A 13081-nucleotide genomic window follows, 5' to 3' on the forward strand; every position below is an offset into this window, starting at 1 on the left:
TTCCCACATTGGACGGCCCGATCAGCGCCACGGGAACGATCAGAACGGAGCCGGTGTGTACGCCGAGGAGAGACAGCAGGCCATCGCCGAGGAGGTACGCGTCGCAGGACGCGCCTCGGTCGCCGAGCTCGCCGCGAAGTTCGACGTGACCAGTGAGACGGTCCGCCGCGACCTCGCGGTGCTCGAACGTGCCGGGCACCTGCAGCGAGTCCACGGCGGTGCCGTCCGCCCCGAGGTCCTGCGCGTGATCGGTGAACTCGGCATCGACGAGCGCGAGACGGAACAGACCGAGGAGAAGGCCGCGATCGGCCGTGCCGCGCTTCGTTTCCTCCCGCCCGACGGCGGATCGGTGCTCTTCGACGCCGGCACCACCACCTTCCGGGCCGCCGAGGCCATGCCGCGCGACCGCGATCTCACACTGATCACCAACAGCCTCCCGATCGCCGGGCTGCTCGCCGGACGCCATGCCGACGGTCTCCACTCCCTCGGCGGTCGCGTCCGCGGACTCACGCAGGCGACGGTCGGCGCCGAAACGGTCGCCGCGCTCGGCCGACTCCGCGTGACGACCGCGTTCATCGGCACCAACGGCCTGAGCGAGGCGCACGGTCTGTCCACCCCCGATCCCGACGAGGCGGCGGTGAAGGCGGCGATGGTCGCCGCAGCCCGCCGCGTCGTCGTCCTCGCCGACAGTTCGAAGATGGAGCGCGAGGAGCTGTCCGGTTTCGCCGGCATCGACGACATCGACGTTCTCATCACCGATTCCGGCGTCGATCCGCAGTTCTCGGCCGCACTGTCCGCCCGCGGCGTCGAGGTCGTGATCGCGTGATCCTCACCGTCTCCGCCAATCCCAGCGTCGACCGCACCCTCGAACTCGCCACCCCGCTGCGACGCGGCGAGGTCCAGCGGGCCGGCGTCGTCCGCGCCGAACCGGGCGGCAAGGGCGTCAACGTCGCCCGCACCGTCGCCGCCGCCGGTCTCTCGACACGGGCCCTGCTGCCCGCTCGCACCGGCGACCCCCTGCTCGCCGCGCTCGACGACCTCGGACTCCCCTACGACGCCGTCCCCGTCGACGGCGAGGTCCGTTCCAACGTCACCATCGCCGAATCCGACGGCACCACCACGAAGATCAACGCCCCGGGCGTGACCCTGACAGCAGCTCAGCTCGAGTCGCTGTCCACTCTGATCCGCACCCACGCGAACGGCGCGGAGTGGGTCACGCTGTGTGGATCACTTCCACCCGGCGTGCCGGAGGACTGGTACCGGACGGTCGCCGACGCGCTGGTCACCGCCGGATGCCGCGTGGCCGTGGACACCTCGGGAGCACCGTTGCGCGCAGCCGCGGCAGGACGTGTCGACCTGATCAAACCCAACGAGGACGAACTCGCCGAACTCACCGGCGCCGATGCCGCCGAGCTCCGTGATTCCCTGTCGCGCAACGATCTCCGGCCGGTCGTGACCGCCTCGCAGGCCCTTGTCGAGCAGATCGGCGGCAGCGTCCTGGCGACGCTGGGGGCGCGGGGCGCCGTCCTCGTCACCGCTGCGGGCACTTGGTGCGCGACCCCACCGCCGATCGTCCCGCGCAGCACCGTCGGCGCGGGCGACTCGTCCCTGGCCGGCTTCCTCATCGCCCAGACGCGCGGTGCGTCGGCTCCGGAATGTCTCCGCTCCGCCGTCGCCTACGGTTCGGCGGCCGCCGCGCTCGCCGGCACCGCCTCCCCCACTCCCGATCATCTCGACCTGTCCGGGGTCACGATCACGGAACTCTCCGGGGCCGGCCGATGAGATGAAGCCGATCCCGCGCCCACAGGACCCCCACAAACCCCCGACCCACATTGCCGAAGGACATCCCATGACCGAGCAGATCATCACCGCGCAGACGGTGAGTCTCGACGTCGACGCCGGCGCCGACCCCGCCGCCGTCATCACCACTCTCGCCGATGCTCTGGCCGCGGCCGGACGGACCACCGATCCCGCCGACCTGGCCCGGGCGGCACTCGAGCGAGAGGCCAAGTCCGCCACCGGACTACCCGGTGGCATCGCGATCCCGCACGCCCGCACCGCATCGGTGACGTCGGCGAGCCTCGCCATGGCGCGCCTGTCCCGCAAGGTCGACTTCGGCGCACCCGACGGTCCGGCGGATCTCGTCTTCCTCATCGCCGCCCCCGAGGGCGGTGCGGCCGCGCACATGAAACTGCTGAGTTCCCTGGCGCGCTCGCTCGTCCGCCCCGACTTCGTGGCGAGCCTCCGCGAGGCCGAGACCGACGACCGCGTCATCGAACTGGTCACCGCGGCCATCGATCCCGACGCCGGGAAGGCCGCCACTCCCCCGGCAGCCCCGGCGGCGAGGGAGACCCCGGCCGCCACCGAGAAGCGCAGCGAGACGGTCTCCGAGAACCGGCCGCGCATCCTCGCGATCACCGCCTGCCCCACCGGGATCGCGCACACCTACATGGCCGCGGACGCACTGAAGTACGCTGCCGAACGGGCCGGGGTCGACTTCGCGGTGGAGACGCAGGGCTCCTCGGCCACCACACCGTTCGATCCCGAGGTCATCGCGTCCGCCGACGCCGTCATCTTCGCCACCGACATCGGGGTCAAGGGCAAGGGCCGCTTCCACGGCAAGCCGGTGATCGCCTCGGGCGTCAAGCGCGCCATCAACGAACCCGACACGATGATCGCCGAAGCCGTTGCGGCCGGACGGAATCCGGATGCGGCTCGCGTGACCGACGACGGCGGCACCGAGTCCGCCGAGGCGGGTTCATCCGGCGTCGGACTGGCCGGGCGCACCCGTCAGGCACTCATGACCGGTGTCAGCTACATGATCCCGTTCGTCGCGGCGGGCGGTCTGCTCATCGCGCTGGGCTTCCTGCTCGCGGGCTACGAGATCGCCAACAGTACGCTCGATGCCGGCGGTTCCCTCAACGACGCCGCCTTCATCGCCCTGAACAACAGCCTCTGGGATCTCCCCTCCGGGGGTCTCCTCCAGTACCTCGGCGCGGTCAGTTTCGCGATCGGGTCGGGGGTGATGGGACTCGCCGTCCCGGTCCTGGCCGGGTACATCTCCTTTGCGATCGCCGATCGTCCCGGCATCGCACCCGGTTTCGTCGCGGGCATCGTGTCCCTCGCAGTCGGCGCGAGCTTCATCGGCGCACTCATCGGCGGCCTCATCGCCGGTGCCGCGTGCCTGTGGATCTCGCGACTCCCCGTGCCGCAGTGGGCCCGTGGACTGATGCCGGTCGTGGTCATCCCGTTGTTCGGCAGCCTGATCGTCGGCGGTCTGCTCTACCTGGTTCTCGGCAAGCCGCTCGCCTGGCTGACCGAGCAGATGAACTCCGGACTCGAGAGCATGTCCGGCGGATCGGCCGTCGTCCTGGGCATCGTGCTCGGTCTGATGATGTGCTTCGACCTCGGCGGCCCGGTCAACAAGACCGCCTACCTGTTCGCCACCGCCGGTATCGCCGATGCCGCGACCGCCGGTCCCGCACAGTTCCAGATCATGGCCGCCGTCATGTGTGCCGGCATGGTCCCGCCGCTCGCCCTGGCGCTCGCAACGGTGTTGCGTCCCGGCCTGTTCACCGAACCCGAACGCGAGAACGGCAAGGCCGCATGGCTTCTCGGGGCGTCGTTCATCTCCGAGGGCGCCATCCCGTTCGCCGCGGCCGACCCGTTCCGAGTCATCCCGTCGATGATGGCCGGCGGCGCCCTTTCCGGCGCACTGATCATGGCATTCGGTGTCGAGCTCCGCGCCCCGCACGGCGGCATCTTCGTCTTCTTCGCCATGAACAGCTGGGTGCTGTTCCTCGTGGCCCTGCTCGCCGGCACCGTCCTGAGCGCGGTCGTGGTGATCGCGGCGAAGCAGTTCGGCCGGACCCGCGAGATCGCCGCGGCCGATCTCGAGGCCGTGGCAGCCTGAAGTCCAGACCCCGACGCGCGACCACATCGCCACGCACAACCACCAACCGACAAGCAATCGCCAACACAGGAGGCACCATGCCCAGCACCACCGTCACCGTCGGATCGGCAGTCGGCCTGCACGCCCGGCCGGCCACGATCATCGCCGAGGCCGTCGCCGACACCGGCAGCACCGTGACCCTCGGACTCGAGGGCGGCGACCCGGTCGACGCCGGTTCCGCGCTGATGATCATGACGCTCGGCGCCGAGAAGGGCACCCGGGTCGTGGTGACCGCCGAGGACCAGGCGGCGCTCGACAAGATCGTCACCCTCGTCGAAACCGACCTGGATGCCGACTGACAGCTAGACCTCGAGGTCCGCGATCTCGCCCGCGAAAGCGGCCGGGACGCGGACCTTCATGGTGGTACCCGACTCGGTGTGCTCGGAGGTGAGGACCTCGCCCTCGCTGTGGATCCGGGAGACGATGTCGCCGCGGGAGAACGGCACCTCGATGGTGAGCTCGACGTCTTCGCGGCCCACGAACTCGCGGACCCGGTCGAACAGTTCGGGCAGTCCCTCGCCGGTGCGTGCCGAGACGAACACCGCGTCGGCGCCGACCGCGCCGCGCAGCTCGGTGAGCCGGTTACCGTCGATCGCGTCGATCTTGTTGATCACCAGCAGTTCCGGCGGCGCCTCCGCCTTCTCCTCGGCGACGACCTCGCTGATGACCTGACGTACCGCCGAGATCTGTTCCATCGGGAACGGATCCGATCCGTCGACCACGTGCAGGAGCAGATCGGCGTCGACGACCTCCTCCAGCGTCGACCGGAACGCCTCGACGAGCTGGGTCGGCAGGTGGCGGACGAAACCGACCGTGTCGGTGAAGACCACGGCCCGCCCGTCGTCGAGGGTGGCCCGGCGCGTCGTCGGGTCGAGGGTCGCGAACAGCGCGTCCTGGACGAGCACACCGGCGCCGGTCATCGCGTTGACCAGGCTCGACTTGCCGGCGTTGGTGTAGCCGGCGACGGTGATCGACGGGATGGCCGAACGGTTGCGCGCCGCACGCTTGGTGGTGCGCGCCTTCTTCATGTCGCGGATCTCGCGGCGCAGCTTGGCCATCCGCTCACGGATGCGCCGGCGGTCGGTCTCGATCTTGGTCTCACCGGGCCCACGCAGACCCACACCGCCGTTGCTGCCGGCACGGCCACCGGCCTGCCGGGACATCGACTCACCCCAACCACGCAGGCGCGGGAGCATGTATTCCATCTGCGCCAGCGAGACCTGCGCCTTGCCCTCTCGGGACGTGGCGTGCTGGGCGAAGATGTCGAGGATCAGGGCGGTCCGGTCGATGACCTTGACCTTGACGACCTTCTCCAGCGCGGTCAGCTGGGCGGGCGTGAGCTCACCGTCGCAGATGACGGTGTCGGCCCCGGTCGCCAGGACGATCTCGCGGAGTTCCTCGGCCTTGCCGCTACCGATGTAGGTCGCCGAGTCCGGCTTCGAACGGCGCTGTATCAACGCGTCGAGCACCTGCGAACCGGCGGTCTCCGCCAGGGCGGCGAGCTCGGCCATGTTGGCCTCGGCCGACGCGGCGCTGCCCTCGGTCCAGACACCGACGAGGACCACCTTCTCGAGGCGGAGCTGCCGGTACTCGACCTCGGTGACGTCGGTGAGTTCGGTGGAGAGCCCGGCGACGCGCTGGAGTGACGCACGCTCGGAGAGTTGGAGTTCGCCGACGGTCGGATCGTCGTCGCGGTGGGGGTCACCGGGGCGATCGTCGAGGTCCGCGTCGGACAGGATCTGTGCTGATGATTCGGTCATACGGGATCCATGGTCTCACGCCCCGCCCCCGCCGAGCACGTGATTATCGGCTCAGCGGTCCCAGCCCGGTCGCAGGACGCCGTCGGCGACCAGCATCGACGGGCCACGCAGGGTCGAGCCGTCGGTCCGGATCGTCACGGTGACCTCGCCGCCCGGGATGCCGATGCGCAGCTCGCCGGTGTCCTGTCCGCGCGCGTCGAGGGCGGCGCGCGTGGCCGCGACCAGGCCCGTTCCGCAGCTACGCGTCTCTCCGACGCCGCGTTCGAAGACCCGCATCCGCGCGTACAGACGTCCGTCGACGTCCTCGACCGGCGGGGTGAGCAGCTCGACGTTGGCCCGGTTCGGGAAGTCGTCGGCCTCGATGACCACGCCGGCGGTGAAGTCGACAGCCGCGAGGCCGTCGGCGGTGAGGTCGGCGACCACGCACGCCAGGTGCGGGTTCCCGACGTCGACCTTGACACCCGGATAGATGTCGTCGCCGATGCGCACGACCGAGGTGCCGTCGAGGCGGGCGACACCCATCTCCACGGTGACCTCGGCGTGCACGTCGTCGAAGGAGTGGATGGTCACGGGCCGGGCTCCGGCACGCGAGCCCACGGTGAAGGTGTCGGTGTCGGTGAGTCCGGTCGCGCGGACGAAGTGGGCGAAGACCCGGACGCCGTTGCCGCACATCTCGGCGATCGAGCCGTCGCCGTTGCGGTAGTCCATGAACCAGTCGTCGGCCGCGACGCCGTCCGGCAGTGCGTCGAGGACGCCGCGTTCGACGAGCGCACCCGTGCGCGCCACGCGCAGCAGACCGTCGGCACCGATGCCCCGCTGCCGGTCGCACAGTGCCGCGACCATCTCGGCGTCGAGCGACAGCTCGGCGGCCGGATCGGCGAGCACGACGAAGTCGTTCTGGGTGCCGTGGCCCTTGACGAAGCGCAGACCCGTCTGATGAGAACTCACGCGCACCAGACTACTTCTCGCGCAGAGCGTCAGGCGCCGGTGACCTCAGACAGCGGCGGCGGCGAGGGCGCGGTCGGCGAGGTCGGGGGCGGCGGCGTCGAGCCAGACGGCGCGGTGATCGCGGCGGAACCACGACCGCTGCCTGCGCACGTACCGGCGGGTGCCGATGAAGGTGAGTTCCTCGGCCTGGGCCATGTCGTACTCACCGTCGAGGGCGGCGAGCACCTGCTTGTAGCCGATCGCCTGCGAGGCCGTGCGCCCCTCCCGCAGTCCGCCGGCGCACAGGGTCTCGACCTCGTCGGGCAGCCCGGTCTCGAACATCAGCCGGGTACGACGCGCGATCCGGTCGTCGAGTTCGGCGGTCTCCCGGTCGAGCGCGAGGATCACGGTCCCCCACCGGGGTTCGCCGATCGTCGGCTGCGACGCCGCGAACGGTTGCCCGGTCAGTTCTACGACCTCCAGTGCGCGGACGATGCGCCGGCCGTCGGTGTCGAGAATCGTTGCGGCCGCGGCGGGGTCGACCGACGCCAGCAGCCGGTGCATCTCGGCGACGCCGCGTTCGGCGAGCATCTCCTCGTACCGGCCGCGGACCTCGGGGTCGGTCGCCGGGAACTGCCAGTTGTCGAGCAGCCCCTGGACGTACATCATCGAACCGCCGACGATGACCGGGACGCGACCTGCGGCGAGGAGTCGCTCCACGTCGGCGGCCGCGGCCTGCTGGTACCGGGCGACGGTGGCCACCTCGGTCACGTCGAGGACGTCGATCTGGTGGTGCGGGATGCCGCGGCGTTCGGCGACCGGGACCTTGGCCGTGCCGATGTCCATGCCGCGGTACTGCTGCATCGCGTCGATGTTGACGATCTCCCCGCCCAGCCGCTCGGCCAGGTCGAGGGCGAGGTCGGACTTCCCGCACGCGGTCGGGCCGACGACCATGATCGGCCGCAGGGCCGGTTGGTCGCTCATGAACGGTCACCGGTGACGGTCCACGTGCCGACGACGTAGCCGACCCCGAACGGGGCTTCGGCGTACCTCGTCTTCGCGACGACGCCGGAACCGGAGTGGTCGACCGCGGCGGCGGCGACCTGCCATGCGACCCGGCCGCCGACTCCCTCCGTGTCGCAGGGCGCGTCGTCGAGGTCCAGGAGGGCAGCGGTGTCGGCGGCGGCGATCGCCGCGACGATCGAGTCGTTGAGGGCAACCGCGGAATCCCGTCGGCCACCGCCCGGCGCCTTGGGGGTCAGCGCGGTCGAGCCGTCGCCGACGACCAGGAGTCCGATCCGCTCCGGCGACTTCCTCAGCCGTGCGCCGAGATCCGCACCGATGACCGCGCACTCGGCGGGCGTCGTCGCCCGGCCGACGATCGACATGCTCGTCGGTCCCAGCGCCGCCCACTCACGCAGCCAGGCTCCGATCAGGGCGGACAGACTCATCCGACGACCGGTCCGATCGCTCACGCTCACCCGGACGTCGACCCCGTACCGGGCGAAACCGCCCGACCCCGACTCCTCCACCGGTCCGGTCACCGGGTCGTCGGAGGCGCCGACCACGACCCAGCGATCGATCCCGGTCGACGCCGCGTCGGCAAGGGCATCCCGCACCGCCGATCGCACGGGTTCGGTGTCGAACGCCGACGGACCGGCCAATTCGGGTACCAGCAACGGGGCACTCGGTACGAAGACGACGGCCGCAAGCACACCACGACGCTAGTCGAACCAGACATCGCGACCGACGCCCGAACCCCGACACGGATTCCGACAACTCGCCGCGCACGCCACATGCACGCGCCTGAACTGCTTGAATGGATCCGTACTGTCGGCTGTCGACGGGGCGTTACGATGCCCCGCGAGAACCGACCCAGCGACCGGCAGCCGTGACGCGCGGCACCACTGAGCGGCAGGACATGTGCAGATGACCCACCCGACCGATCCCTCCACGGCCACCGAGGCGCCGCAGACGAGCACTCCGGTCCCGACGCCCCGCCCCAAACCCGGTCCGCGTCCCAAGCCGGGCCCACGACCCGGTCCGCACGAACCCGTCATCACGCACATCAGTGCCGGCGACCCGCACCGATACGGTCGCATCGACTCCTCCGGTGTGGTGTGGCTCAAGACCGCCGACGGCGAGCGCGAGATCGGCCAGTGGCAGGCCGGCACCGTCGAAGAGGGTCTGGCCCACTTCGCGCGCCGCTTCGACGACCTCGCCACCGAGGTCGAGATCCTCGAGGAACGTCTCAGTGCACGGTCCGGTGACCCGCGCAAGGCCCAGGCAGCCGCCAAGCACCTGCTCGACGACCTGCCCGACGCCCACGTCATCGGCGATGTCGCCGCGCTACAGCGTCGACTGGAGGCCATCGTCGGTTCCGCCGACGAGGTCGCCGAGTCGCTGCGCGCCGAGCGTGAGAAGACCCGCGCCACCGCCATCGCCCGCAAGGAGACCCTTGCCACCGAGGCCGAACAGATCGGCGCCGAGGCCACCAACTGGAAGGGTGCCGGCGATCGACTCCGCGAGATCCTCGACGAGTGGAAGACCATCAAGGGTATCGATCGCAAGACCGATGACGCCCTGTGGAAGCGCTACGCGAAGGCACGCGATGCCTTCAACCGCCGCCGTGGTGCCCACTTCGCCGAACTCGACCGCGAGCGCGCCGGGGCCAAGGAACGCAAGGAAGCGCTGATCGCCCGCGCCGAGGAACTGTCCTCGTCGACCGACTGGGGTCCCACCTCGGCCAGGTTCCGCGAACTCCTGGGTGAGTGGAAGGCCGCCGGCCGCGCGCCCCGCGACACCGACGAGGCACTCTGGCAGCGGTTCAAGGCCGCTCAGGACGTCTTCTTCAACGCCCGCAACGCCGCGACCTCCGAACGCGACGCCGAGTTCGCGGCCAACGCGACCGCCAAGATCGCGCTGCTCGAGGCCGCCGAGAAGGCCATCGACCCGGCCGCCGACCTCGACGCGGCGCGTCGTGAGTTCCGGGCGTTCCGCCACAAGTGGGACGAGATCGGCAAGGTCCCGCGCGATCAGATGCACTCGCTGGAGGGACGCGCACGAGCGATCGAGAAGCGCATCCGCGACGCCGAGGACGCCCAGTGGCAGCGCACCGACCCGGAGGCCCAGGCGCGTGCCGCCCAGTTCGCCGACCGCGCCGCGCAGTTCGAGGAGCAGGCCCGCAAGGCTGTGGAGAAGGGCAAGGACCGTGAGGCGGCGTCGCTGCGCGAGCAGGCCGCGCAGTGGCGCGAGTGGGCCGAGGCCGCCCACAGCGCCGTCACCGACCGCTGAGCGAACCCGCTACAACGACCCGAGGACCCCGGGCCGCCGACTACTTCGGCTGTTCGGGGTCCTTGTGGTAGAGCGCCGAGGCATAGGCTTCCTGCTCGGCAGCCTGGCGGCGACGCTCGGCCTCCATCGCCAGTTGGTAGGACGAGCGCGCCCACACCACGCGTGACCAGTGGAAGGTCAGGACGAAGACCGAGATCCAGCCGAGGACCAGTCCGATGCCCACACCCGACGGAGGCTCCACGCCACCGACGCCGGGGGTGTTGCGCGACCACCAGGCGAGCATTCCGGCCACGCAGGCGATCGCACAGCCGCACAAGGCGATCCACGCCAGAATCCACCGGCGGGTCAGCAGCGCGAGCATCGAGACCACGATGCCGAAGATCGCCACCAGGTAGACGAAGATCTTCGACACGATGGTGACTCGTTCGGCTGCGGCCTCCGGCGCGAAGGACAGCACCTCGAGGCCGGTGACCGAGCCGGTGTGCGGCAGGACCAGCGACACCATGGCCAGCAATACGGCGATGGCCACGACCACCGCGCGTGCGCCGGGGTCGATCTCACCGGCGACCTTGCGCTCGGCCTTCCTCAGGTCCTGTTCGTATTCCTTCAACGCGTCCCGGTCGGAAGCGCCGGGTGTGCGGTCCGGGTTCTCGGACATGTCATCGCCTCTTCTCACGAGTGGGTCTGGTGTGGCGCGCGCTCTAGCCGCAGGAGCCGCATCCGGCGGACGCGGGTGCAGCGGCGGTGGCGGGGGTGGGTACGGGGGGACCAATCGTCGGCAGGCCGAGGCCGACTCCGACGGGGGCGGTCGTGGGCGTGCGGCTCTGCTCGTGGGCGTCGCCGGCGCGCGTGCGGCGGTGCGAGAGCACCCCGGCGTCGGCGATCAGGTGGTGCGGCGCGGCCGCGGTGACCACGGTGTGGATCACGTCGCCGGGTCGGATGCCCGCGGTGTCGCCGGGCGCGAAGTGCACCAGGCGTCCGTCCCGCGCGCGACCGGTCATCCGCCGGGTCTCGGCGGACTTGCGTCCCTCGTCGGCGACGACGAGCAGTTCCACCTCGGTGCCGGTCAGGGATTCGTTCTCGGACAGGCAGATTCGTTCCTGCAGCGCGATGAGTCGCTGGTAGCGCTCACCGACGACGTCGGCGGGCACCTGGTCGGGCATCGTCGCGGCCGGGGTTCCCGGGCGCGGCGAGTACTGGAAGGTGAAGGCGCTGGAGAACCGGGCGCGTTCCACGACGTCGAGGGTCGCTTGGAAGTCCTCCTCGGTCTCCCCCGGGAACCCGACGATGATGTCGGTGGTGATCGCCGCATGAGGCATCGCCGCGCGGACCTTGTCGAGGATGCCGAGGAACCTGGTCTGGCGGTAGCTGCGTCGCATCGCCTTCAGGATGCGGTCGGAGCCGGACTGCAGCGGCATGTGCAGCTGCGGGCACACGTTGGGGGTCTCGGCCATCGCCTCGATGACGTCGTCGGTGAACTCGGCGGGATGCGGCGAGGTGAACCGGACCCGTTCGAGTCCTTCGATGTCGCCGCAGGCACGCAGCAGTTCGGCGAAGGCGCCGCGGTTGCGCGGCTGGTCCGGATCGGCGAAGGACATGCCATAGGCGTTGACGTTCTGACCGAGCAGCGTCACCTCGACGACACCCTGGTCGACGAGTGCCCGGACCTCGGCGAGCACGTCACCGGGTCGGCGGTCGACCTCCTTGCCGCGCAGCGACGGCACGATGCAGAAGGTGCATGTGTTGTTGCAGCCCACCGACACCGACACCCAACCGGAGTAGGCCGAGTCGCGCTTGGCGGGCAGCGTCGACGGGAAGCGCTCCAGGGAGTCGAGGATCTCGACCTGCGCCTCCTCGTTGTGACGGGCACGGTCGAGCAGCGCCGGCAGCGAGCCGATGTTGTGGGTGCCGAACACGACGTCGACCCACGGCGCCTTGGCGATGACGGTGTCCTTGTCCTTCTGCGCGAGGCAACCGCCGACGGCGATCTGCATGCCGGGCCGCTGGGATTTCACCGGCGCCAGGTGCGACAGGTTGCCGTAGAGCTTGTTGTCGGCGTTCTCGCGGATGGCACACGTGTTGAACACGACCAGATCGGCGTCGTCGTCCTCGCCGGCACGCACATAACCCGCGTCCTCGAGGAGCCCGGAGATGCGTTCGGAGTCGTGGACGTTCATCTGGCAGCCGTAGGTTCGAACCTGGTAGCTGCGGGGTGCTTGATCGCCGAGGGGGCCTGGGGCTGATGCAGCCTGGTCAGGCCGATCCGACAACTCGATACTCACTCCTACCAGGGTACGGTGCCGACGCAAATCGCCGACGTTGCGTGACCGGTACCGCTCCTCGGCACGAATTTGGTTAGGGTTCTCCAATGACCGTTTCGCCGAGCAAGTCCGCGGACCCCGGGTCCCAGCCGATGATCGCGATGCGCGGGGTGCAGAAGCACTTCGGGTCGCTGCACGTCCTCAAGGACATCGACCTCGAGGTTCCCGCCGGACAGGTGGTCGTGGTCCTCGGTCCGTCCGGATCGGGCAAGTCCACTCTCTGCCGGACGATCAACCGCCTCGAACCGATCGACGAGGGTGAGATCCGGGTCGAGGGTCAGCTCCTGCCCGCCGAGGGCAAGGACCTCGCTCGACTCCGTGCCGACGTCGGCATGGTGTTCCAGTCCTTCAATCTGTTCTCCCACAAGACGATCCTCGAGAACGTCACCCTCGCACCGACGAAGGTGCGCAAGAAGTCCAAGGCCGACGCCGGCAAGCGGGCGCTGGAACTGCTCGAGCGGGTCGGCATCGCCAGCCAGAAGGACAAGTACCCCGCCCAGCTGTCCGGCGGCCAGCAACAGCGCGTCGCCATCGCCCGCTCCCTCGCCATGGATCCGAAGGTCATGTTGTTCGACGAGCCGACCTCGGCGCTCGACCCCGAGATGGTCAACGAGGTCCTCGACGTCATGGTCGCCCTGGCCAAAGAGGGCATGACGATGCTCGTGGTCACCCACGAGATGGGCTTCGCCCGCAAGGCCGCCGACCGGGTGATCTTCATGGCCGACGGCGCGATCATCGAGGACGCCGAACCCGACACCTTCTTCACCGACCCCAAGACCGACCGAGCACGCGATTTCCTCGGCAAGATCCTGGGGCACTGAGATGCG

At 70.0% G+C, this 13081-nt stretch carries 12 protein-coding genes; 6 read left to right on the forward strand and 6 right to left on the reverse strand.

What is annotated here, in order from left to right; all coding sequences use genetic code 11:
- Window positions 1–55 precede the first annotated feature (55 nt).
- The 4 genes from PWF70_RS13840 to PWF70_RS13855 all read left to right on the forward strand — a co-directional run bounded on the left by PWF70_RS13840 (window position 56) and on the right by PWF70_RS13855 (window position 4251).
- Entirely contained in the window at window positions 56–826 is a 771-nt protein-coding gene (locus PWF70_RS13840) for a DeoR/GlpR family DNA-binding transcription regulator (protein WP_006359514.1), read from the forward strand.
- Window positions 823–1782, forward strand: coding sequence for a 1-phosphofructokinase (gene pfkB / locus PWF70_RS13845; protein WP_006359515.1), 960 nt, complete (start codon window positions 823–825; stop codon window positions 1780–1782). Before PWF70_RS13840 ends, pfkB begins: the two co-directional genes overlap by 4 nt.
- A gap of 67 nt (window positions 1783–1849) precedes the next feature.
- Window positions 1850–3913 carry a PTS fructose transporter subunit IIABC gene (locus PWF70_RS13850; protein ID WP_006359516.1) on the forward strand — a complete coding sequence of 688 codons (2064 nt, stop codon included), beginning with the start codon at window positions 1850–1852 and terminating at the stop codon, window positions 3911–3913.
- 77 nt (window positions 3914–3990) lie between these two features.
- On the forward strand, window positions 3991–4251 hold the full coding sequence (locus PWF70_RS13855; protein ID WP_006359517.1) for an HPr family phosphocarrier protein: 261 nt from the start codon (window positions 3991–3993) through the stop codon (window positions 4249–4251).
- Between the two features lie 3 nt (window positions 4252–4254).
- On the opposite strand, the gene hflX is transcribed toward PWF70_RS13855, so the two are convergent.
- From hflX to PWF70_RS13875, 4 genes are read right to left on the reverse strand one after another with little or no spacing between them, the layout of a single operon-like run.
- Complete coding sequence (hflX, locus tag PWF70_RS13860; protein WP_006359518.1) at window positions 4255–5712, reverse strand: GTPase HflX; 1458 nt, start codon at window positions 5710–5712, stop codon at window positions 4255–4257.
- 51 nt (window positions 5713–5763) lie between these two features.
- Window positions 5764–6666 (reverse strand): diaminopimelate epimerase, encoded by a 903-nt coding sequence (gene dapF / locus PWF70_RS13865; RefSeq protein ID WP_035754133.1) that lies wholly within the window; start codon window positions 6664–6666, stop codon window positions 5764–5766.
- Window positions 6667–6705: 39 nt separating this feature from the next.
- The gene (gene miaA / locus PWF70_RS13870; RefSeq protein WP_006359520.1) at window positions 6706–7623 is read right to left on the reverse strand and encodes a tRNA (adenosine(37)-N6)-dimethylallyltransferase MiaA; all 918 of its coding nucleotides are present in this window, start codon (window positions 7621–7623) and stop codon (window positions 6706–6708) included.
- On the reverse strand, window positions 7620–8354 hold the full coding sequence (locus PWF70_RS13875; RefSeq protein WP_006359521.1) for a class III extradiol ring-cleavage dioxygenase family protein: 735 nt from the start codon (window positions 8352–8354) through the stop codon (window positions 7620–7622). Before PWF70_RS13875 ends, miaA begins: the two co-directional genes overlap by 4 nt.
- A gap of 214 nt (window positions 8355–8568) precedes the next feature.
- On the opposite strand from PWF70_RS13875, the gene PWF70_RS13880 reads away from it, so the two are divergent.
- Window positions 8569–9933 carry a DUF349 domain-containing protein gene (locus PWF70_RS13880; RefSeq protein ID WP_187346502.1) on the forward strand — a complete coding sequence of 455 codons (1365 nt, stop codon included), beginning with the start codon at window positions 8569–8571 and terminating at the stop codon, window positions 9931–9933.
- A 40-nt stretch (window positions 9934–9973) separates the two neighbouring features.
- Here the strand turns inward: PWF70_RS13880 and PWF70_RS13885 are convergent, their stop codons facing one another.
- Both PWF70_RS13885 and miaB read right to left on the reverse strand, forming a co-directional pair.
- A complete protein-coding gene (locus tag PWF70_RS13885; protein WP_006359523.1) occupies window positions 9974–10591 on the reverse strand; it encodes an Rv2732c family membrane protein in 618 nt (205 codons plus the stop codon).
- A gap of 43 nt (window positions 10592–10634) precedes the next feature.
- Window positions 10635–12215, reverse strand: coding sequence for a tRNA (N6-isopentenyl adenosine(37)-C2)-methylthiotransferase MiaB (miaB, locus tag PWF70_RS13890; RefSeq protein ID WP_372512871.1), 1581 nt, complete (start codon window positions 12213–12215; stop codon window positions 10635–10637).
- A gap of 131 nt (window positions 12216–12346) precedes the next feature.
- On the opposite strand from miaB, the gene PWF70_RS13895 reads away from it, so the two are divergent.
- The gene (locus tag PWF70_RS13895; protein WP_196222048.1) at window positions 12347–13075 is read left to right on the forward strand and encodes an amino acid ABC transporter ATP-binding protein; all 729 of its coding nucleotides are present in this window, start codon (window positions 12347–12349) and stop codon (window positions 13073–13075) included.
- Window positions 13076–13081 lie beyond the last annotated feature (6 nt).

It is taken from the genome of Gordonia sp. Swx-4 (genome assembly GCF_030316175.1).
Taxonomy (GTDB): Bacteria; Actinomycetota; Actinomycetes; order Mycobacteriales; family Mycobacteriaceae; genus Gordonia; species Gordonia alkanivorans.